General features: G+C 34.4%; 21 protein-coding genes. All 21 read left to right on the top strand.

Annotated features, from left to right (window positions below):
• Window positions 1-20 precede the first annotated feature (20 nt).
• The 21 genes from OZP11_RS21750 to OZP11_RS21650 all read left to right on the top strand — a co-directional run bounded on the left by OZP11_RS21750 (window position 21) and on the right by OZP11_RS21650 (window position 23,574).
• Window positions 21-1,775, top strand: coding sequence for an ABC transporter ATP-binding protein (locus tag OZP11_RS21750; RefSeq protein ID WP_281232588.1), 1,755 nt, complete (start codon window positions 21-23; stop codon window positions 1,773-1,775).
• A gap of 23 nt (window positions 1,776-1,798) precedes the next feature.
• On the top strand, window positions 1,799-3,382 hold the full coding sequence (locus OZP11_RS21745; RefSeq protein ID WP_281232587.1) for a histidine kinase: 1,584 nt from the start codon (window positions 1,799-1,801) through the stop codon (window positions 3,380-3,382).
• An 86-nt stretch (window positions 3,383-3,468) separates the two neighbouring features.
• Window positions 3,469-6,063 carry a zinc-dependent metalloprotease gene (locus OZP11_RS21740; protein WP_281232586.1) on the top strand — a complete coding sequence of 865 codons (2,595 nt, stop codon included), beginning with the start codon at window positions 3,469-3,471 and terminating at the stop codon, window positions 6,061-6,063.
• Between the two features lie 19 nt (window positions 6,064-6,082).
• Window positions 6,083-9,421, top strand: coding sequence for a SusC/RagA family TonB-linked outer membrane protein (locus OZP11_RS21735; protein WP_281232585.1), 3,339 nt, complete (start codon window positions 6,083-6,085; stop codon window positions 9,419-9,421).
• A gap of 11 nt (window positions 9,422-9,432) precedes the next feature.
• On the top strand, window positions 9,433-10,752 hold the full coding sequence (locus OZP11_RS21730; protein ID WP_281232584.1) for a RagB/SusD family nutrient uptake outer membrane protein: 1,320 nt from the start codon (window positions 9,433-9,435) through the stop codon (window positions 10,750-10,752).
• 378 nt (window positions 10,753-11,130) lie between these two features.
• Window positions 11,131-11,895 (top strand): LytR/AlgR family response regulator transcription factor, encoded by a 765-nt coding sequence (locus OZP11_RS21725; RefSeq protein ID WP_281232583.1) that lies wholly within the window; start codon window positions 11,131-11,133, stop codon window positions 11,893-11,895.
• 224 nt (window positions 11,896-12,119) lie between these two features.
• The gene (locus OZP11_RS21720; protein ID WP_281232582.1) at window positions 12,120-12,704 is read left to right on the top strand and encodes an NUMOD4 domain-containing protein; all 585 of its coding nucleotides are present in this window, start codon (window positions 12,120-12,122) and stop codon (window positions 12,702-12,704) included.
• 408 nt (window positions 12,705-13,112) lie between these two features.
• Complete coding sequence (gene lpdA / locus OZP11_RS21715) at window positions 13,113-14,501, top strand: dihydrolipoyl dehydrogenase (protein ID WP_281232581.1); 1,389 nt, start codon at window positions 13,113-13,115, stop codon at window positions 14,499-14,501.
• 197 nt (window positions 14,502-14,698) lie between these two features.
• On the top strand, window positions 14,699-15,163 hold the full coding sequence (locus tag OZP11_RS21710; RefSeq protein ID WP_281232580.1) for a copper resistance protein NlpE: 465 nt from the start codon (window positions 14,699-14,701) through the stop codon (window positions 15,161-15,163).
• Window positions 15,164-15,479: 316 nt separating this feature from the next.
• Window positions 15,480-16,433 carry an SPFH domain-containing protein gene (locus OZP11_RS21705; RefSeq protein WP_281232579.1) on the top strand — a complete coding sequence of 318 codons (954 nt, stop codon included), beginning with the start codon at window positions 15,480-15,482 and terminating at the stop codon, window positions 16,431-16,433.
• Complete coding sequence (locus OZP11_RS21700) at window positions 16,433-16,675, top strand: hypothetical protein (RefSeq protein WP_281232578.1); 243 nt, start codon at window positions 16,433-16,435, stop codon at window positions 16,673-16,675. The genes OZP11_RS21705 and OZP11_RS21700 overlap by 1 nt, the downstream gene beginning before the upstream one ends.
• A gap of 11 nt (window positions 16,676-16,686) precedes the next feature.
• Window positions 16,687-17,628: a hypothetical protein gene (locus OZP11_RS21695; RefSeq protein ID WP_281232577.1), complete on the top strand. Its 942-nt coding sequence runs from the start codon at window positions 16,687-16,689 to the stop codon at window positions 17,626-17,628.
• A 24-nt stretch (window positions 17,629-17,652) separates the two neighbouring features.
• Window positions 17,653-18,615: a DUF6620 family protein gene (locus OZP11_RS21690; protein WP_281232576.1), complete on the top strand. Its 963-nt coding sequence runs from the start codon at window positions 17,653-17,655 to the stop codon at window positions 18,613-18,615.
• Between the two features lie 112 nt (window positions 18,616-18,727).
• Window positions 18,728-19,474: a DUF2314 domain-containing protein gene (locus OZP11_RS21685; RefSeq protein ID WP_281232575.1), complete on the top strand. Its 747-nt coding sequence runs from the start codon at window positions 18,728-18,730 to the stop codon at window positions 19,472-19,474.
• A 207-nt stretch (window positions 19,475-19,681) separates the two neighbouring features.
• Window positions 19,682-19,960 (top strand): hypothetical protein, encoded by a 279-nt coding sequence (locus tag OZP11_RS21680; RefSeq protein WP_281232574.1) that lies wholly within the window; start codon window positions 19,682-19,684, stop codon window positions 19,958-19,960.
• 50 nt (window positions 19,961-20,010) lie between these two features.
• Window positions 20,011-20,529, top strand: coding sequence for an arginase family protein (locus tag OZP11_RS21675; RefSeq protein ID WP_281232573.1), 519 nt, complete (start codon window positions 20,011-20,013; stop codon window positions 20,527-20,529).
• A gap of 95 nt (window positions 20,530-20,624) precedes the next feature.
• Complete coding sequence (locus OZP11_RS21670; protein ID WP_281232572.1) at window positions 20,625-21,305, top strand: carbonic anhydrase; 681 nt, start codon at window positions 20,625-20,627, stop codon at window positions 21,303-21,305.
• Between the two features lie 152 nt (window positions 21,306-21,457).
• A complete protein-coding gene (locus OZP11_RS21665) occupies window positions 21,458-21,976 on the top strand; it encodes a TPM domain-containing protein (RefSeq protein WP_281232571.1) in 519 nt (172 codons plus the stop codon).
• Between the two features lie 79 nt (window positions 21,977-22,055).
• Window positions 22,056-22,703, top strand: a complete 648-nt coding sequence (locus OZP11_RS21660; protein ID WP_281232570.1) for a suppressor of fused domain protein — start codon at window positions 22,056-22,058, stop codon at window positions 22,701-22,703.
• Between the two features lie 18 nt (window positions 22,704-22,721).
• Entirely contained in the window at window positions 22,722-23,060 is a 339-nt protein-coding gene (locus OZP11_RS21655) for an avidin-fold protein (protein WP_281232569.1), read from the top strand.
• Between the two features lie 82 nt (window positions 23,061-23,142).
• Complete coding sequence (locus OZP11_RS21650) at window positions 23,143-23,574, top strand: GNAT family N-acetyltransferase (RefSeq protein WP_281232568.1); 432 nt, start codon at window positions 23,143-23,145, stop codon at window positions 23,572-23,574.
• Window position 23,575: the final 1 nt, after the last annotated feature.

Below are 23,575 nucleotides of genomic sequence, written 5' to 3'. Positions count from 1 at the left end.
AGGAAACAGCTCCTAAATAAATGAAAGCAAAAGCATTTGATACTGGATTATTTAAACGAATTTTAAAATACACAAGACCTTATAAATGGCGTTATTACGGCGTAATTATTTTTGCGGTTTCGCTGTCTGTTTTTGCGGCGCTTAGACCTTATTTATTAAAGCAAACGGTCGACGGCTATATCAAGACCCACGACAAGATGGGATTACTTTTATACATTGTTTTGATGGGCGCCGTACTTTTGATGGAGGTTTTTTCGCAGTTTTACTTTGTATACTGGGCCAACTGGCTCGGACAGGATATTGTAAAAGATATTCGAAACAAACTCTTTAAGCATATTCTTAGTTTCAGGATGAAGTATTTTGATCTGGTTCCGGTTGGGCAGTTGGTAACCAGAGCGGTTTCGGATATTGAATCGATTGCCCGTATTTTTAGCCAGGGACTGTTTATGATTATAAGCGATTTGATGAAAATGCTTGTAATTTTGATTTTTATGTTTTACATGAACTGGAAACTTACCTGGATCGTCGTGGTTGCAATGCCGATTCTGGTATACATTACCAGAATTTTTCAACGCAAAATGCAGATCGCTTTTGAAGAAGTAAGAACACAGATTGCTAATATGAATTCTTTTGTTCAGGAACGTGTTACGGGAATGAAAATCGTACAGCTTTTTAATCGTGAAAAAATCGAAGCCGAAAATTTCAGGGTTATAAATGATAAACACAGAGTGGCATGGATCAAAACCATTTTGTACAACTCGATCTTCTTTCCTATTGCGGATATTATTTCGTCAATCACTTTAGGATTGGTAGTTGTTTTTGGCGGATTCAAGATTTTAGGCGGAGACAACTTTACTACTTTCGGAGATTTATTTTCATATACGATGTTTATCGGGATGCTTTTTAATCCGCTGAGACAAATCGCAGATAAATTCAACGAGATGCAATTAGGGATGATCGCTGCCAATCGTGTTTTTGACATCATCGATACCCAGGATCATATTCAGGATACGGGAACTCTGGAAGCTCCGGTTTTTGACGGAAGCATTCAGTTTGAACAAGTCCGTTTTAGTTATATTCCGGAAGAAGAAGTAATAAAAGGAATCGATTTATCTGTAAAGGCCGGACAAACCGTCGCGATTGTAGGTTCGACCGGAGCAGGAAAGTCAACCATTATCAATCTGCTGAATCGTTTCTACGAAATCAACAGCGGCACTATTTGTATTGACGGACAAAATATCGAAAATTATACGCTGGCTTCGCTTCGAAAACAAATTGCGGTGGTTTTACAGGATGTATTTTTGTTTGCCGATACTATATACAACAACATTACGCTTCATAATCCTGAAATTACACGTGACAAGGTTGTTGACGCAGCCAAAAAAATAGGTGTTCATGACTTTATCATGAACCTTCCGGATAATTATGATTTTGATGTTAAGGAACGCGGTGTCATGCTTTCTTCCGGACAAAGACAGCTTATTGCATTTTTACGTTCGTATGTAAGCAATCCGAGTATTTTAATTTTGGACGAAGCAACATCATCTATCGATACGTATTCTGAAGAATTGATTCAGCGTGCAACTGAAACGATTACAAAAGGCAGGACTTCGATTATTATTGCACATCGTCTGGCAACTATTGTAAATGCAGACAAGATTGTCGTAATGGACAAAGGGTTAATTGTGGAACAAGGAACTCATCAGGAATTACTAACTAAGACTGATGGTTATTATAAAAACTTATATGATTCGCAGTTTGCCGCGGCAAATTAAATCATAAGCAGATAAAGACTTCTTTGAAATTCAAGTTTAGACTAAAAAAAATTACATCAAGACGTGCGTTTTTAATTTACGTAGCGTTTACTATTTTCCTTACTGTATCTTCGGTTTACATTCTTAGTAATTTAATTACAGATCTTACCGAAAAAGGGAACAAAGAAGCGTCGCAGCGTAACTTTATTAAGAAACACGAATTTATGTCGCAGGAATTCTCAAAACTGCTGGAACATGAAAACAGGATTAAGCACGCTTTAAAAATAAGCACTAAGGAAAATTTAGCCTCGAATATCAAAATCTTGTCTTCCGTTCAATCTATCAATCAGCTGGTGACAAACAATTGGTTTCAGATTAATAACGAACCTGTTCAGTTTGGAAATGACTCAACATCTGAAGCTGTAAAAAAAGATGTCCAAAATTTTCTACTTCATAACAAAACTTCGAATCATATAAATATTCTTGTACCTAAGGGCAAAGAATCTGTGTGGAGGATTTATTTTAAACTGGTTTCTAAAAACTACACAACTGTACGTTACGGTTACGACATCAATTTAAAAAAACTTCATGACTATTTTTCGACTGCTCAGAAAACAGCTTCGGATTCCAATTATGCTTTTGTATTTGATGATACCGGAAAATGCATTTATCATCCTGAATCTGATTTTATAGGACAAAATATTTATGCCATTTCGTCGATTCAGCCATCGGATACAGTTTTCAGCAAAACACAAAAATACACCCAGACTGTTACCATGTCTGAATTCCTGCAGCTCGATGTAATTCGTTTTACAAAAAAGCTCGATGTAAAAGGAACCAAATGGTATATATGCGTTAATTTTCCAAAAAATGTAACTGATGAAAATGTTGCGTTGATTAAAAAATATTCAACATGGATTTATTCAATTACAACCGTAATGCTTCTTCTTATATTTTATTTGTTCTCGTATGCTAATAGAAGAGCTTATAAAGAAAAAGGAATTGCAATTAAGGAAAAAAACAGGCTTCTTGTTGAGAATGAAAAAATCATCAAACAGAAAGCCCTTATTCAGCTTCAGCAATTAAAAGAACAGATCAATCCGCATTTTCTTTTTAATTCGCTTAATTCGCTTTATATGTTAATTGACAGCGATATGAAGACTGCGCAGAAATTCACTCTGAATTTATCGCGCATCTATCGCTATTTAATTGATCCGCCCGAAAAAAATATTGTTCCATTAAAACATGAATTGCTTTTTATAGAAAAATACATCTTTCTGCAGCAAACCCGTTTTAAAGATGAATTGTTCTTTTCTATAAAAATTGAAAGCGAAGAAGCTTTTGATAAATTTATTCCGTATCTGGCTTTTCAGATTGCTGTCGAAAATGTAATCAAACATAATAAGGCAACTTACGAAACGCCGCTAACAACACAAATAGTAATCGAGAAAGACCGGGTGATTATCAGTAATAATTTACAAAAGAAATTACGCATTGAACCCAGCACAAAATTTGGATTAAACTACCTAAACGGAATCTATAATTTCTATTCAAAAACCACTTTTGAGACCTCAGAAAAAGACGGCAAATTCGTATGTATTCTGCCATTAATATCCATTCACTCCTAAAAAAAAGCCATTCACTCCATTTTGTTTTTTTTCTGCGGTTTTATAGAATAGTTTCGGCCGAAAATTAACTTAAACTTAACACCAAAATGAAGGAAAAGGCATTCCTGCATAATGTAAAATTATTCTGCTTACTAATTTTATTATTATTCATTCCTGTTACAGTCGTTTCGCAAAAGAAAAAGAAAAAAGACACGGAGAGTGAATTAGTAAAAAAAGATTCTACTGACGCCAAAAAAGGTAAAAAATATAGTGACCTGATAAAAAAGGGAACAATTAAAAAAGGACTATTCAACATTATTCAGGTTAAAACCGATGTGTATTTTGAAATTCAGGATAGTTTGTTTAAAAGAGATTTCCTGGTTGTAAATAAAATATCTCAGGTTCCTTTTGAAATCAATGAAAATGGATTAAACAAAGGAATGAATTACGAAAACAAAGTCATTTCCTTTTATAAAGATACTATTGCAAAGAAAGTTTGGGTTAAGTCGTATGTTCCTAAAGTTTCTTCTCCTAAAGAAGATGCCATTACAGCATCTGTTATTGATAATTTTGCACAATCTATTATTGAAGTTTTTGACATTGAAACCAAAAACAACGATTCGAGTGCTGTAGTAATTAAAGTAAACAAGATTTTTGACGGAAAACAAAAAAGTTTCAATGATGTTTTTGGCAGCGTTGGCGTTAGAGGTTCTGCAAAATCTGAGTTATCTTATATCGAAGGATTAAAATCTTTCCCTAAAAACATTGTTGTAAAATCACAGATTACAACTTCATTAAGCGACGGCGGACCATCAGTACCGATTACGCTTGGCGTTACAAGTAATATTATTTTATTGGACAAAACTCCAATGAAACCACGTTTTTCTGACAACAGAATAGGTTATTTTACTGAAAAGCATTGGTATTTCGCCGATGCACAGCAGGCAATGCTTGAAAAAGAATTGATTACCCGCTGGCGTTTAGAACCTAAAAAAGAAGATGAAGAACGTTATTTAAAAGGTGAATTAGTAGAGCCGAAAAAACCAATCGTTTATTACATCGACCCGTCTACTCCAAAACAGTGGAGACAATACATTATTGATGGAGTACACGATTGGCAGGCAGCTTTTGAAAGAGCTGGTTTTAAAAATGCTATTATAGCAAAAGAACCTACTGAGCAAGATTTAGATTTTGATATTGATGATGTACGTTATTCTGTTATTACGTATGCAGCATCTCCACAATCAAATGCAATGGGGCCATCTGTGGTTGACCCAAGAAGCGGTGAAATTATCGAGGCCGATATTATCTGGTGGCACAATGTTATGACTTCGCTTCACAGCTGGATGCGTATCCAGACAGGACCAATCGACCCGAAAGCAAGAGGAAACAAATTTAGTGATGAACACATGGGAGAAGCGATTCGTTTTGTATCGTCTCACGAAGTTGGACACACATTTGGTTTAAAACACAATATGGGTGCTTCTTTCGCTTATGATGTTGAGTCTTTACGTTCTAAAGAATTTACGGCAAAAATGGGCGGTACTGCTCCTTCTATCATGGATTATGCCCGATACAATTATGTTGCACAGCCTGAAGATAATGTTACAGCTATCACTCCAAAAATTGGAGAATATGATAAATACGCTATCGAATGGGGTTACAGATGGTACGGACCAAATGATAACGAAACAGCAAAACTGAATGAAGCCATTACAAAACATCAAAATGATCCGATTTACTTTTACGGTGAACAGCAATCTGGAGCAATTGATCCTCGTTCACAATCTGAAGATTTAGGAAATGATGCTGTAAAAGCAAGCGAGTACGGTTTGAAAAACTTAAAACGTGTTGTAGACAATATCTTAAGCTGGTCGTACGACAAAGATCAGTCTTATTACGAAACCGGAAAACTGTATATTGGAACTATCGGACAATGGTTTATGTACAATCGTCATGTATTAACCAATATTGGCGGTATTTACTTAAATCAAACAGTTCACGGCGACAACCAGCAAAGCTATGTTCCGGTTCCTGCAGCAATGCAGAAAAGAGCTGCAGATTATTTAGTTAAAAATGTAATTACAATTCCGAAGTGGCTGTTTTTCAACGACATTATAGACAAAACAAATCCGCTGAAAGATTCTCCTCTTGGACCTTTTGAATATACACCTTACACACTATCAAGAGAATTACAATATGAAATCATTTATAGTCTATTCAGCGATGAGCGTTTGCTTCGAATGACAGAAAATGAATTATATCAGCAAAACAAAACCAATGAGAAGGTTTTTACCGTAAATGAGTTGTTTAAAAAAATGCATCAGAGTGTATTTGCAGGGACTATCCAAAACAAATCACTTACTATTCTGGAGCGTATGACTCAAAAGAATTATGTTGATGTTTTAATTGTTTCGACAAATAAATTATTTGAAAAAACGGATCCTAAAAAAGTAATCGAAATAAAAGAAACATTACAAATGCCTCATTTATGTTCTTTAGACGATACGCATACAGCGAGAAACATTAATAATTATTTCTTAAAAAGAGTTACAGAAGTAACTTCAGATAAAAAAGGCGAATTAACAAAAGTGCTTCAGTTAGTAAAACTAAAAAAGAGCACAGGAGATTTGTCTACCCAAAACCATTACCGCGATTTGATACAACGAATCGAAAAAGCTTTGAATAATACAACCTTTTAATAATTACACAACCCAAAACATGAAAAAAATTCTACATGCCTTACTGCTGTTCCTGGCCATCGCAGGTTACTCGCAGGAAACCCGAACTATTACGGGGATCATTCTGGACGAAGCAGATCAGTCGCCAATACCTGGTGCCTCAATCTTCGTTGAGAACAATTCGATCTCAAACAAAACTGCCATGGCAGGTATTATCCAGAGTGAATCTATCGGAACAACTACAGATTTCGATGGTAAATTCAGCTTGAAAATAGGAAAAAAAGTTACTTCTTTACGTGTTACTTTCATGGGATACAAATCGTACACTCTTGAACTTGATGCACAAAAAAACTATACAATTAACTTAAAGTCTGAAACAGCAAAACTTCAGGAGGTTGTTGTAACTGGTTACCAAAAAATTGAGAAAAGAAAACTTACTGCTGCGGTTACAAAAATTGACATGGCTGCAATCCAGCAAACAGGGGTTTCTAGTATTGACCAGTTATTAGTAGGACAAATTGCGGGGGTTGCTGTAAGTACGCCTTCTGGAGCACCTGGAGCACCTGCAAAAATTAGAATCAGGGGTACTGCCTCTCTTAATGGTACACAAGATCCGTTATGGGTACTTGACGGATTACCATTAGAAAGTAATGATGTTCCTAAAAACTTCGATAAAGATAATATCGATGTATTAAACAACTACTCTATCGCTGGTTTAAACCCTGACGATATTAAAGATATTACAATCTTAAAAGATGCTGCTGCAACGGCTATTTACGGTGCTCGTGCTGCAAATGGTGTAATCGTTGTAACAACTAAAAAAGGTAAAGCTGGTAAAATGGTTGTAAGCTTTAACACAAATACCTTTATTACACAAAGACCTGAGTTTTCTAAATTAAACTTAATGAATTCAAGTGAAAAAGTTGATTTTGAACTTGGTCTTGCAGGACGTGAAGAGTTAACATACAGAGCTGATGGTGGTGATGTTATGCGAATCTTAAACGCGTCAAATGAATTAACTGCTTACAGAGCAGGCGGATTCTCTAATTTGAGCCCTGAAACACAACAATCAATCAATACTTTAAGAAACAACAATACAAACTGGGGTAACTTATTATACCAAACTGCCATCAACACGCAGCACGGTTTAAGTTTATCTGGTGGTGGTGAAAAATCAGATTACTATTTCTCTTTAGGATACTATGATGAAAGAGGAACTACTGTAGGAACTGGTTTCAAACGTTACAACTTAACATTAAAAAACAACTACGAAATTACAGATAAATTCAAAGTTGGTATTGGTATTTTTGGTTCTGAAAACACAAGTACATCATATGTAACTGATATTAATGCGTTTACAAGTCCTTCTAATTATTCAAGAAACGTAAACCCTTACTTCACTGCATATAACGAAGACGGAAGTTACAAATATGATCCGGATATCGTTGGATACTCAGATCGTAAGGTACCTTTCAACTTCTTAGAAGAAAGAGCTAATACTTCTTACGATTTAAAAACCAGAGCTGTAAAAGCTTTATTTGATGCTGAATATAAAGTTACTAAAGACTTAAAAGTAACTTCTCAATTAGGTTTACAATTAGATAATTCATCTAGTGAAAAATTCGCTGGTAAAGACACCTATTACACAAGAAACGTAAGAGAGAAATCAAGCTACTTTAGCGGTGGAGTACAAAACTACTTCCTTCCTGTTGGTGGTGTTATTCAAAACGGAAACACAGATTTCTTCCAGTACAACTTAAAAACAATGGTGAACTATTCTAAATCTTTAGGAGAGAAACACGAAATTGAAGCAATGGTTGGTAACGAATTAAGAAGAAACTACGTAACAACAATTTCTACTAAAGGATTTGGTTTTGATGATAAAAACTTAACTACACAGCAGATTATTTTCCCAAATTCATCTTTTGCAAGAGAAAAAGACTGGATACAATACACGAAAGCTCAAAAAGAAAATGCATTTGCATCTTTCTTTGCAACAGCTTCTTATACTTACGACAGAAAGTACAGTGTTTTTGGAAGTGTTAGATACGATGGTTCAGATTTATTTGGTGTAGATCCAAAATACAAGTACTTACCACTTTGGTCAACATCTGCTTCATGGGCAGTTTCAGAAGAAAACTTCTTAAAAGATAACTTAACATTATCTAACTTAAGACTTCGTGCTTCTTACGGTTTACAAGGTAATATTGATAAAGGTACATCTCCTTATGTTATTGGTCAGTACAATTCATCTGTTATTCTTCCTGGACAAGCAGAGCAAAATATTGTAATTGACAGCCCGCCAAACGATAAATTACGTTGGGAAAAAACTACAAACACGAACGTTGGAGCAGACATCGGTTTATTCAACAACCGTATCAGCATTATAACAGATCTTTACGGAAGAAAAAGTAGTGACTTAATTGGTATGAGAGCACTTCCATTCGAAAATGGTTTTGAGTTTACAAATATGAACTGGGCGCAGGTAACTAACAAAGGTTACGAGATTACTTTATCTACTAAAAACTTTGACCGTCCAAATTTCAAATGGAATACAAGTATTAACTTCTCTCACAACAAAAGTAACATAGACCGTTTACAAGTAAGAGATAACAGTTATTTACCAAATCAGGAAGGTTATGCAGTAAACGCTGTATTTGGATTTAAAACAAATGGTATCGACGAAAATGGTTACCCATTATTTGTAAACAAAAAAGGAGAAACTGTAAACTCTCAAACATTCTTTGGTTTATATGATCCTTATGCTGACTTCTTCCCTGGAGAAATTACACAGTCAAAATTAACTGCAGCTGAATTTAGAGATTTATTCGTTTATTTAGGAGACAGAGATCCTAAGTTTACCGGAGGTATCACAAATACATTTAAAGTACAAAACTTTGATCTTGCAATTGCTGCTTCTTTCAACATTAAGCAGACTGTAACAAGAACTCCTCCATACAACGGAACAACTGTAGACAGAGGACAAAACTACAGCAGAGACATTTTAAATGCATGGTCACCAACTAATACAGGTTCTAACTTACCTGGTATTAACGGTAAAGATTTAGCAGCTGGAGATTCTTACATGGCGTACTTATGGTACTCTGGTGGAAATCAAATTAATACTTTGAGTTATTTAGATACATGGACTAGTGAGATGAGCTACATGAGATTAAGCAGTGTACGTTTAGGATATACATTCCCTAAATCATTTACAGATCAAATCAACATTGCAAGTATCAGACTTAATGTTGAAGCTAGAAACTTATTCGTAATCAGTTCAGACTACAAAGGTTACTTTGACCCTGAAACTTTTGGAAATATCTATGCTCAACCAGTTCCTAAATCATTCACTTTAGGATGTAATGTAACTTTCTAATAAAATTAAAGATGAAAAAAATCTCAAAATATATATTACTTTTTGTCGCTGCTATTGCAGTAACAAGCTGCGATGACTATCTGGATGTTCAGCCTGTTGGTCGAGTTATTCCGGAAACATTAGAGCAATACCGTGCTGTTATAACAAAGGCATACCATGCTTATCCTGAACACAAATCGATGACAGCGGTTCGTACTGATGAATTAGTAATTGACGAATTCGGTGATGAAATTAACCTTTACAAAGATATTTTTATCTGGAAAGACACTAACCCGGATGCTAACACATTACCATTTCAATATGGAGCTTTATACAATGTGATTTTTTACACTAATGTAATTATCAATGATGCTCCTGGTAAACTAAACAATTCTCCAGAAAGAAACCAATTACTTGGTGAAGCTTATGCTTTAAGAGCTTTAGCTTATTTTGACTTGGTTAATCTTTTCGGAAAACCTTATAACCCTTCAACTTCTGGTTCAGACAAAGGAGTACCATTGGCTTTGGAAATTGATTTAGAGCAAGTTTTTGTTCCGCAGCCTGTTGAAGTAGTTTACAATCAAGTTCTTTCTGATCTTAATAAAGCAGGAGAATTTATAAATGTTGAATCTCAGGTAAAAGGTATCAACTACCGTTTCTCTAAAGTAGCATTATATAGTTTAGAAAGCCGTGTTTATCTGTATTTACAACAATGGCAAAAATCATTAGATGCAGCAAACAAGGCATTAACAATTAAAAGCGAACTTGTTGACTTAAAAGCAACTCCTGTTCTTACTACTAAATATGATTCAAAAGAATCAATTTTAGCTTTGGAAGATGGATACACTGTAGGTCTTAAACGTCTTTTTTATGCTTCACCAGATTTAATTGGAGCTTATACAAGAACTACTGACTTACGTTTCCCTCTTTACTTTTCTGCAAACGGAAGCCGTTTCAGAATCCAAAAAGGTGGTAACGATGACCAAAGATGTTCTTTCAGAACTTCTGAGTTATATTTAACAAAAGCAGAAACTTCATTAAAACTGAACAACATTGCTGACGCTAAATCTACAATCTTAAAATTCATCGAAAACAGATACACTACAGCTGGATACACACAGCTTGAATCTGATGTTACTGCGATGAATGCTGCAGATTTAACAACCTTCATCTTAGCAGAAAGACAACGTGAATTTGCCGCAGAAGGGCAGCGTTGGTTTGATTTGAGAAGAACATCTCAAAAACAAATCGTTCACTCTTTCAATGGTGAAGACTTTACATTACAACAAAACGATCCGCGCTATACTATCATTTACCCGGCAGAAGCGAGATTAAACAATCCCAATCTATAATACCTATTAGTCCTGAAAAGGGTCCAGTTGCAAAACTGGACCTTTTTCTTTTTTTAGCCGTTTTATAACAAAAATAGTACAATAACAAAAGCCCAAAATTACCCTGGTAACTATAGTAATAATTCAAAAATACAGCTTATAAAAAGGGGTGTTTTGAATAATTAACAAAAATAGACTCACAACAAGATAAAATATTTTTATTTTCTTCGACTTGTTAATTTTTTTTAAGATATAACTTAAAGATAAGAGTTTACGAACTCTATATTAAAATTATTACTTACAAGATTAAAATAATATTAGAACGATTTAAATAATCATTTAAAAGCTTAAAAAGTTAAAATCACTTTTTTTTCTACTTTTGCGGAAAATTAGAAAAAAATGAAAATTGCCATTGTTGAAGACGAACACCTTGCTTCTAATTACCTAAAATCTATTTTAGAACAACAAGATGTTATCTCTATCGCTTCAATAACAGTTTTAAGATCTATAAAAGAAGCCGTCGAATTTTTCAGCAAAAATAATGTCGATCTTGCTTTTATGGACATTCATCTGGGTGACGGAAAAAGTCTCGAAATTTTTGAACAAACCCCAATCTCCTGCCCCGTAATTTTTATCACGGCTTATGACAAATATGCCATTTCGGTTTTTAAACACTTCACAATAGATTATCTTTTAAAACCTTTTGAAGAAGAAGAACTCTTTGAAGCACTTAATAAATTCAAAAAAATAAGAAAAACCTTTACTCCGGATGCTACTCTGGAATCGCTGGTTACAATCGAAAATCCGGAAACAAACAAGATTCAGCGTCACTTTTTGGTCAATCACGGGTATAAAATGATCTCTGTAAATGAGTCCGAAATTACCTATTTTGCCGCCTCAGGAAAACATCTATTCATTTATGTAAAATCCGGAAACAGCTACTTATATAATAATACACTTACAGATATTATCAACAGTCTTGACCCATTTACGTTTTTTAAGGTCAACAGAAAGTACATTGTGAACCGTGAAATTATCAAAGAAGTCGTTAAACATTCTAACCAAAAAATTGAATTAATACTCAATGTACCTCCTGTAGAAAGTGACCCTATTATGATAAGCAAAAAGGAAATAAACAATTTTAAAAATTGGCTTGACCAGTAGTCAAAACTTAATTTTGTCTTAATTTTTTCATTTTTGCCCAAAATCAAAAAACTGAATTATTCCTAATTTAAGACATAAAACCTGTCTAAAAACTATTAAAATCATTTTAAAACGTTAAAATAGCGTTATAAGAATCATAAAATTGGGGGTTCATAACCAGTTAGATAACAATATTGATTTTTCATTTCTTTATCTTTGAGAGACAACTTCAAATGAAAAAGAATATGCCACACACACGATTTTATCCTAATGAACAATTCAAAGAAATAGAAATAAATGCCTCATTGCAGCTTAAATATGCCATTTCAAACAGAGGCCGATTAATAAGTTTTACAGACGATATTCAAAACGGACGCATCCTTAAAGGCGGCCTGAGCGACGGATATCCAACCTTTCGCTTCAAAGTCAAAAAAGACGACAAAATCATCAACAAATATTTATTTCTCTACAAATTAGTTGCTCATTATTTCATTCCAAAAGATTCTGAAGATCAGACTTATGTACTGCATTTAGATTATAACAGAAGTAACGACGACGTAAGCAATTTACGCTGGGCAACCAAACAGGAAATGATGGCCCACAGTCGAAAAAGTCCGCGCGTGATTCAGGCCAAAAAAAACCTGATCGAACACAATCTTAAAGCCGACGGAAGAAAATTAACGACCACAAAAGTGATGTTAATTAAAAAAATCCTTGCCAGACCGGAACAAAAAACCCGTCTAAAAATGATTGCCAAACAATTCGGCGTAAGCGAAATGCAGATCAGGAGAATCGCCAGCGGTGAAAACTGGGGACACGTTAAGGTATAGTTTTGAATGGTTAATTATCAATTCAGAACCTCAAATTATTAAAAGAAATCAAAGCCACAGATTACAAAGATTATCACAGATTTTTTTAAATCATTTTAATCCTGTAATCTATGGCTTATTTTTTTGATTTAATATTGAAATTGATTTTTGAAATTGAAATTTGATAACTTTTTCAGATTTCGTTTCAAAAACTCCGTTTACAATTCATAATTCACAATTTACAATTAACAATTCCGGCTTTCTATGTGAAAAGACCAAAATCTCTGCTTGTAAATACAAATTTAAGGGCGTTCATTTAAAATAAATCCTTAAATTCGCAATCACAAATAACAAAAGAAAGAAAATCGAAAAATGAGTTTCTGAATTGTAAAATTCATTTTTCGGTAGTTAATACTAAAACCCAAAAAAATGAAATACGACGTTATTGTTTTAGGAAGTGGTCCTGGAGGATATGTAACAGCGATTAGAGCATCTCAATTAGGCTTTAAAGTAGCTGTAGTAGAAAAAGAAAATCTTGGTGGAGTTTGCCTTAACTGGGGATGTATCCCAACAAAAGCATTATTAAAATCTGCTCAGGTTTTTGATTATTTAAAACACGCTTCTGATTACGGATTAAAAGTTTCTGAATTCGATAAAGATTTTCCAGCAGTTATTCAACGCAGCCGTGGTGTAGCAGAAGGAATGAGCAAAGGAGTTCAGTTCTTAATGAAAAAAAACAAAATTGACGTTATCGAAGGTTTTGGAAAACTAAAACCAGGAAAAAAACTTGACGTTACTGATAAAGACAATAAAGTTACAGAATACAGCGCTGATCACATCATCATCGCAACCGGAGCACGTTCCCGCGAACTTCCAAACTTACCTCAGGATGGTAAAAAAGTAATTGGATACCGTCAGGCAATGACTTTGCCGGAGCAGCCAAAATCTATGATTATTGTAGGTTCTGGAGCAATTGGAGTTGAGTTCGCTCACTTCTACAACTCAATGGGAACAGAAGTTACTATTGTAGAATTTATGCCAAACATCGTTCCTGTTGAAGACGAAGATATCTCTAAACAAATGGAACGTTCTATGAAGAAAGCTGGTGTAAAAATCATGACAAACTCTTCTGTAGAAAAAATTGATACTACTGGAAACGGAGTAAAAGCAACTGTAAAAACAGCAAAAGGAGAAGAAATTCTTGAAGCTGATATCGTACTTTCGGCAGTTGGAATCAAAACAAACATCGAAAATATTGGTTTAGAAGAAGTTGGAATTGCTGTTGACAGAGATAAAATCTTAGTAAACGCTTACAACCAAACTAATATTCCTGGATACTACGCAATTGGAGACGTAACTCCTGGTCAGGCTTTGGCTCACGTTGCCTCTGCTGAAGGAATCAACTGCGTTGAAAAAATCAAAGGTTTACACGTAGACCCAATCGATTACGGAAACATTCCGGGTTGTACTTACGCAACTCCAGAAATCGCTTCTGTAGGTTTAACAGAAAAACAAGCTAAAGAAAAAGGTTACGAATTAAAAATTGGTAAATTCCCATTCTCAGCATCTGGAAAAGCAAAAGCTGCCGGAGCTGCTGACGGATTCGTAAAAGTAATCTTCGATGCTAAATACGGAGAATGGTTAGGATGCCACATGATTGGTGCTGGTGTTACAGATATGATTGCTGAAGCAGTTGTAGCCCGTAAACTAGAAACTACTGGTCACGAAATCTTAAAAGCAGTTCACCCTCACCCAACAATGAGCGAGGCTGTTATGGAAGCTGTTGCTGATGCTTACGGCGAAGTAATTCACTTGTAAAAATATACAATGTAGAGACCTCAAATGTCTTTACGGAGTTATATATAATTTTCAATTTATAAAAATCCGATTTGTGAAAACAGATCGGATTTTTTTGTTCTTTTAAATTTCAGTTAAAACTTAAATTGTAAAGTAATAAAAATACTACTTTTTCGTTATTTATCTAATTAACTTCAAATAATTTAATTTAGAAAAAAATGAAAACAAAAATTTTATCATTAGCCTTTTTTGTCCTTATTCTGGCAAGCTGCGAGAATAAAAAAACTCAAAAAGAAGAAACAATCACACAGGAAACACAAATAATAAGCGAAGATAATTCTGAAAACTCGCTAGATTGGCCAGGAACCTATAAAGGAACAATTCCGTGTGCAGATTGTGAAGGAATTGAACAAGAAATCATCTTAAATGAAGATAAAACTTTCTCAGTAAAATCTACTTACTTAGGAAAAGGAAAAGACAATAAATTTACCGAAACCGGAACTTTTAGCTGGGATAAAACCGGAAGTATAATTACTACAGTCACAAAAGATAAAAGTTCTACAATTTCGTATAAGGTTGGACAAAATATTTTGATACAATTAGACAATGAAAATAAAGAAATAACCGGGCCGCTTGCCGAAAATTACATTCTAAAACAAGTAGAAGTAAAACATGCAGAATAACTTAAAATCCGATTTGCGAAAGCAGGTCGGATTTTTTTATGGCGTGTCCCTCCGGGTCAGGCTGTCCGCTATATCTTTTATGGCGAACCCCGCCATAAAAGGATGCCGCTCCCATCCTTCACGCAAAAACTATTTTCAGATTACGAAATCAGTATCATATTCTAATAATTATTTCGCTACTATCAACTTACCAATCACATTTTACACTTTACCCAAAAGAAATAACCAAATAAAAATTTGTTCAAAATTTGACATAAAAATATATTTTCTTCGTCTTAGAATTCTTATTTTTATTCTTTATAAATAAGAAAATGCCATGAAATTACCTTTTATAGAAATAATCGAAGCCACGACAAGCAATCCTAATTTATTGATGTGGAAGTTTCCTGATGAAGACAAAGAAATAAAAAATGGAGCAAAATTAACCGTTCGCGAAAGTCAACAGGTTATGCTTTTGAATGAAGGTCAACTAGCCGATGTATTTTCTGCCGGACTTCATACTTTATCTACAGAAAACATTCCCATTCTAAGCAGGCTAAAAGGCTGGAAATACGGATTCGAAAGTCCGTTTAAAGTCGATGTTTACTTTTTCAATACGCATCAGTTTATTAATAATAAATGGGGAACTCCGGCTCCAATTTTAATGAATGATACACAATTTGGACAAATCAGAATTCGTGCATTTGGAAGTTTTGATATTAAAATCGTTGATGTTGCCAAATTCTTCCGTCAATATGCAGGAACCTATGAACAACTTACAATCTTTGAACTACAAAACCAATTAAGAGATTTTGTAGCTCCAAAATTTGGAGAAGTTTTAGCAAACGAAAATATCACGATTACAGATGTTGCCGGAAACATTTCGCAATTAGGTCAAAAAATTGAACCTTATTTAAAGCCTTATTTTCTTCAATTCGGAATTGAATTAACGCAATTTGTAATTACAAGCGTTACTCTTCCTGAAGAAGTTACAGCGCATTACGACAAAATCACCAATATGAATATGGTAACCGATATGGATAAATTTACCAAATTCAATACTGCAACAGCAATTGGCGATAAAGGAACGGCACTTCATGATGCTACTCAAAATGCATTGAGCATGGGGATTCTTCTAAATCAATTGCAACAAAACAAAGAAACTCCAAAACAGGAAAGCGCTGACGATCTGACCTCCAAGCTTCAAAAACTAAAATCATTGTTCGATGCCGGTTTAATTGATGAAGATGAATATAAATCAAAGAAAAGTGAATTATTAAGTCAGTTATAATGGAAGAGAAAAAAGTCAATTCGTTTTTAAACCGATTAAAGGAAAACGCAAAAAAACAATCTAATTATGGCGGAGAAACCGAAATCAATGACGCACAAATGAAACTAAAAGACTGCCCAAATTGTGGCGCCGGAAGGGCAAAACAAGATGGCGTAACTCATTGTGCATATTGTGGTTTTAAGTTTTTAAACGTAAAACTTACAGACGGAATTTACATTAAAAAAGAAGACAATTCACTTTAAAATTATAAAACGTGTTCGGATTATTTAATAAAAAACAAAAAGAAAGCCAAGAAACTTTTCCGGAATGGCATGCAGAACTTCAGGAATCGCAACAAAGATGGTTTACATTTTTAGAAAAACTAGAAGCCAAAATGGAAGAATTGGCAACTGCTTCAATTCCGGAATTAAAACAGATTTTACAGGAAGATGAAGATCTTTATAAAAGAACTTTTCATAAAGTATATTCGGGCGTAAATGGTCAATTAAATCATATTCGGGAAAAGGCCAGAGAAACTTACGAAGAAAAAATTATTGATGTTTATTATCATTACGATTCTAAGATTTCTGTTTTAAGCAAACATCATAATTTGATTTCCGATTTTAGAAATGTCTGCTCAGAACGCCATAACCAATTTGACGAGCGATATGATTATTGGAGAAAACAAATTGAAAAAACACAAGAACGTGATCTTGAAGTTGAATATCAAAAGATTTTAAATGAATTTGAAAACATTAAAGACAAATTTGGATGTAAACAATGCGGTGGAAATATTACAATCCAGAAAATATTTTTGATCGAAACTTATATTTCATGTCCATACTGCCAAACCCAAAATACATTTGAACCCAGTACACAGGCCAGAAATCTTCAAAATATTTCACGCGGTCTTGCCGAACAAAGAACAGCGCATTTGTATGAAGAATTTGAAACTGAAAATAACAAGGAACGAGAATTATATCATCAGCGCCATGAATTGAGTTTGAGTAAAATTCACGAATCAAATAAAAATGTATTGAATGAAATTCAGGCAAAAATGGACTATCTGGAAGAACAAAGACAATTTGCTATTAAAAATGCACCAAAACTACATCAGATTTATTTAAGAGCGATGTACGATGAATGGAATAAAATTACTCCGGATTTGAAGGAACATAACGAAAAAATGTATCAAAATCAGTTGCAATATATATAATTTATTAACCCTAAAAACCGACAAATGTTTAAAAAACTTTTTGGATCTCTATCTGGAGACAACAAACAGGAAAATCAGAATTATGAACAAACTCAATCTTCTAATAATAATTATGAAGAGGATTATGATAATGAATATCAGGAAGTCGAATATGATCCTGAAACTTTGCACGGAACACATTATTCTGTTGAAGATTTTGATGCAGAAGTTGCACGAAGAGCCGAGGCATGGATTCAGGACGAGCGCGAAAGCGGTGAGAATCCTGACGAAAAAGACATTCAAAATATTTATTTCAATTACAGAAGAGCTGTTTACACAGAATGGAACAACTGCGATTCTGATCAAATGATTCGTTTTGAACATGCAAATTCATTAAAATACACCGGAATTCAAACTTCGGGTTTTGTAAAAGTTGACGACAATAATCCATTCCTGGAACCGGTTCATGGTGTAGATTTAAGAACTTATACCGCAATGTGTCTTAAAATTAGTGCCGGAATCGATTATCTTGAAGTTTGTAAAGCAATGGGATTTGAACCTATTATCTGGGAAGAATTAAATACGATTTGGCCGCAGCGTATGGGCGAAGATACTTCGTTTACGGTTACCACTTTATTCGGGCAGTATTATGCAGAAAACGTTACGGTTCCGCAATTAGAAAATCTAAAAGCCGAAGTTTCTGCCGAGGGTGCTGCCAATCTGGAAAGAATGAAAACGGACCGTTATTTTTACGAAGAACTTGCCGGAGCCAGACAGGCAGCTTACGAATACGGAATCGATGGCGCGCAATGGATTTTGGAAAACTTTGGAATCAATTTGGCAGATTTTCAATCTGTTGCAATGCAATGGATGACAGAGCAAAATCAAAACTGGAACTCACAGGATATTATGGAATTTTCTAACTACCAGCAGGAAAAACAAAAAGAATATGCAGCAAAATTTGCTGCAGAACAAGGAGGAAATATTGCAGATGATGTAAATTTCTAACATCAGTTTCTTTTTAGAATAACATTTTAAAAATCCGATTTGTAAAACTAAATCGGATTTTTCATCTCAAAAAGAAGATAATAAATACGATTACACTATTAAATTACTAAACATGGCAGACACACCAATATTTTTCGCCGACGGAGAAAGTCCAAAAATGATCGAAGCTTATCAAAAAGCACAAGAAACCTTTAAATATTTCTGGAGAGAACTTTCGTGGGAATTCCGCCGTATTATTCCTGGTCTGGATGTTGCCTGCGTAAAACTGGCTTTTACTCAGGAAATCGACAACGAAACCATAGTCGAACATATGTGGATAAATGATATTGATTTTGACGGAGAGACCATTTACGGCATTCTGGTAAACGATCCTAACGAACTGACAAATGTAAATAACGGAGACGAAGTGGCGATTCCGATCAACCAAATCAGTGACTGGTTATTTGCAAGTCAGGGCAAAACGTACGGAGGTTTTACAATTCATGCGATGCGTTCTGAAATGAGTGATGAAGAAAGAGAAGGACACGACAACGCCTGGGGACTTGATTTTGGTGATTTTAACGATATACATGTAGTTTCGGACCAAAATGAAAAACCCGAAAACCTGATCGAACACCCTATGAGCAAAAACATGAAAGAAAGCCTCGTTGAATTTATTAAAAATAATCCAAACGAAGTTCACGCTCAGGATGAAGCCGGTTATACTTTTCTGCATCGCGAAACTATTGCCGGAAACAGTACTTCGGTAGAAGTACTGCTGAAAAATGGAGCCGATAAAAATGCTAAAACCGCCAGCGGAAAAACAGCATCAGATTTTGCAAAAGAACTTAAATGGGAACATTTAATTCCTTTATTCTAAAAAACGAAGAATCCGGTTTGTAAATAACCGGATTTTTTTATTTCATAAAAACATATCAAAAAAGAAAGCATTCTCTTTTACATAGCAATCTGTAAATACCAAAACAAGTGAAACATCTTATTAGTTTACAAACTATAGTACCAGAGCTGAAAAATTATACGCAGGCAGTTTAATTTTAATAACTTTATATCTCAAAAAAACAATTTTATGAAAGAAGTAACCATAGTAGAATTCCCTTCAAATTTGGGGCTCAAAGAACCAGAGACTGGAAAAGAACCGGGTGTAAAACATTTACCGGACTGGTTATGGAAACACAATTTTCATAAACTGATTAATACTAAAAACAGCATTCGGCTTGATCCTCCAAAATATTCAAATATCAAAGATCCGGAAACACATATCTTAAACGCAGATTCATTGGTTACTTACGCCAGAGAACAAGCCTATTTAATAAACAATCTGCTCAGTCAAAACAAATTGCCTTAAAACAAAAAGGAAACTATGCATTATTCTATCTCGACGGTCATACTGATTTTATGGATATTTCATTATCCCAAACCGGCGGTGCCGGCGGCATGATTGCTTCAATAGTAACCGGAAACGGACATACCAAACTAACCAATATTCTTCATTTATCCCCTTACATTAAAGAAGAAAATCTTTGGTGCACAGGAAACCGCGAATATGATGATGAATACGAAAATCAAATCAAAAAATCGGCCGCAACTTATATAAGTCTTGCCGAACTTCGAAAACAAGGCATTAAGAATTGCGCCGAGTCATTTCTTCTTGAAGTTAAAAAGAAAAAACTGGACGGTTTCTGGCTTCATATTGATGTTGATGTTTTAAATGATGACATAATGCCCTGCGTAGACAGCAGAACGCCGGATGGACTTTCGTATGAAGAATTCAATGAATTACTGTCTTATTTATTTAAAAGCGAAAAACTGGCAGGACTCGAAATAACCATTCTTGATCCTGATCTTGATCCCTCGGGAACCTATACAAAAGACTTTATAACAAACCTCACAACAACATTTAACTCATTTAAATAATGATTTATTTTAACACAAAAAAGACTTATTATCATCCATTTGGAATTTAATGCAAAATAATTTTGTAGCGTTTTAAATATTAAAAAGTTTACAAAATGAAAAACAAAATTACCATAGTCGTTTTACTAGCAATTCTCACAGCATGCATTGTACTGGGCTGTCAGAACTCAAAAGAACAAAACAAAACTACTGCTCAAAACACGAACGACGTAGAACAGTTAAAGATTGGAAATCAGCGTTTTCTCGAAGGCAAATCCATTCATCCGCATCAGGATAAAAAAACAGTACTCGCTAATCAGAACGGGCAGAAACCTTTTGCCATTATTATAACCTGTTCAGACAGCCGCGTTTCTCCGGAAATTATATTCGATCAGGGACTTGGCGATCTATTTGTAATACGAAATGCCGGAAACTTAATTTCAGATATCGACATGGGAAGTATTGAATACGCCATAGAACATCTGGATGCTAAACTGGTTGTAGTTTTAGGCCACACAGAATGCGGTGCCGTAAAAGCCTACATTAACGACAAAAACGCGGCGTATAAAAAACATTTAAATCATATTGATGATATTATTGAAACCATATCAAATGAAGATGAGGAAATCGAAGCCGATAAAATTTCGCCAAAAGAACTTAATTATTTAGGTGCAATCGATGCAAATATTAAACATTCGGTCAAACTAATTCAGGATAATCCAATTGCAAAAGAACACAAAGCAAAAGTGGTATCAATGCGCTACGATGTACATACAGGAAAAATAGATAAGATATAACGCATAAAAATGCATTAGTAAAAAAAATCCGATTGACCAATTCTGCCAAACGGATTTTTTTTTCAATTAAATGATATAATCTTCACTTTCATAGCATATTTAAAGTCAATAAAGTTCTATTTTTGCGACACCAAATTTAACCTGTTTTTACAATGAAAAAATTATTCTTCATTATTTCGATTAACCTGCTGTCATTAACTATTTTATCAGCCCAAAACAAGAATGATTCAGATTTAAATACAGCTTTAAAAACAATATTTTCAAGTTCTTCAAATTGTGTCAATGATTTCGAAAAAGTCCTGACTCCGGAACAGACACAAACACTAAACAATACTTTAAACGCATTCGAAAAAAAGTATTTATATAAAATTGTTATCGTAACAACTCCAACCGTAAAACCTTTTGCCAGTTTTGAAGAATTTGCACAGGATCTGGACAAGTTTTTAGCCAAAGATCCGCGGTTAGATCCTACCATACTAATTGTAGTAAGTAAAACCCTGAGACAAATTCAGGTTTTAAGTGTCGATTTTATCCGTTACAAACTTAATAACGAAGACACTCAAAGTATTGTAAGCACGTATGCCGTTCCCGAATTTAAAAAAGGAGACTATTTTAAAGGCTTAGAACAGGCATCAGAATACTTTATGAAAAAACTGCAGCCTTCTAACTAATCTGTAAAAAGCCAAAATAAAATTCGATCTTTAAACTAAAAATCATATCTTGTATTGCCTATTTTAAAAGCCTTGCAAGATGACATTAGAAGAATACAAAAAAGAATTTACAGAGGATGATGCCGTAGGATGGCTGGAAATTGATAAGGAATTTGATCGTCTTTATCCGGATCAGGAACCTAAACATTATGCACCGCCTATTAGTTATATGCTTGGAGGCGAATATCCTCTTGACGGCGTAAGCATCTATGAAAGCAAAAAACAAACCGATCATTTTCATTTTGTAACCTACGGGTTTTCAGAATTATATTATAACGAAGAAAAAGTAAACGGCGAATTCAGTAAATGGGGTTTTGAACTTACTTTCAGGTTAAAACCTTTTGAAGGAGATAACGGAAATCCTCCTTCATGGGCAGTTGCTTTACTGCAGAATATTGCCAAATATGTTTTTAGCAGCGGAAACTGGTTTGAAGAATTTCATTTTATGCCGGCAAACGGACCTATCAGGCTCGAAACTGACACTGATATTACGGCGCTGGTTTTTGTAAACGATCCCGAAATCCCGAAAAAGCAGACTCCTCATGGCGAAGTTACATTTTTACAAATCACAGGTATCACTTCTGCCGAATACGAATCTATTAAAGATAACCCCGGAACTGCCGAAGAACTTGTAAACAAACTAAGAGAAAACAATCCGCTCCTTATTACAGATTTAAACCGAAAATAATCCAGAAGATTACTCAATATGATCAATTACAATAATAAAACCTTCTCCCCTGTCAGTAATACAGAAAACGGAGAAACATCAAGCGAAACCTTTTTTCATTACAAACAAAACGGTAACATTTTAACTTCTGAATATTCCGGCGGCCAGATCGTAAGCGGTCATTTAATTGGTTTGGTTGATAACGAAGGTAATATCGAAATGCGCTATCATCAGGTGAATAAAAAAGGCGAACTTATGACAGGAATATGCACCTCTAAACCGGAAATTCTTGAAAACGGAAAAATACGACTTCACGAAACCTGGCAATGGACATCAGGAGATCTCTCAAAAGGGAATTCTGTTATAGAAGAGCAATAACTTTTTACTATTCAATATTTTAAATTATTTTTACTTCAGATTAAATGTTTATTCTGCGTTAAACAAAATCAGTCTCTTGTAAATGAAAATAACCGAAGTCATACAAACTGATTTTGAAGCTTTAAGAACATTATTTCTCGAAGAAAGACAACGCACGTTTTCGTGGCTTGACACATCTGAATTCCACCTTGAAGATTTTGATAAACAAACACAGGGCGAAGTAATTTTAATTGCAAAAATAAACGATACGATAGTTGGATTTATTTCGGTCTGGATGCCGAATAATTTTATTCATCATTTATACATTGACAATCAGTATCAGGGACAAAACATTGGAACTGAATTGTTAAAAGCAGTTATTCAAATAACCCAATTTCCAATTACTTTAAAATGTTTGCAAAATAACAAAAAGGCTGTCGCTTTTTACCGAAGAAAAGGTTTTATTGAAAAAAGCAAAGGTGAATCTCCAAACGGTACCTATATTTTGTTTGAACTGTCGAAAGAAATTACATAAA

Source organism: Flavobacterium gelatinilyticum (assembly GCF_027111295.1).
In the GTDB taxonomy this organism is placed as follows: domain Bacteria; phylum Bacteroidota; class Bacteroidia; order Flavobacteriales; family Flavobacteriaceae; genus Flavobacterium; species Flavobacterium gelatinilyticum.
Note: the sequence above shows the minus strand (reverse complement) of the source record. Positions and strands in the feature narration are given on the sequence as shown.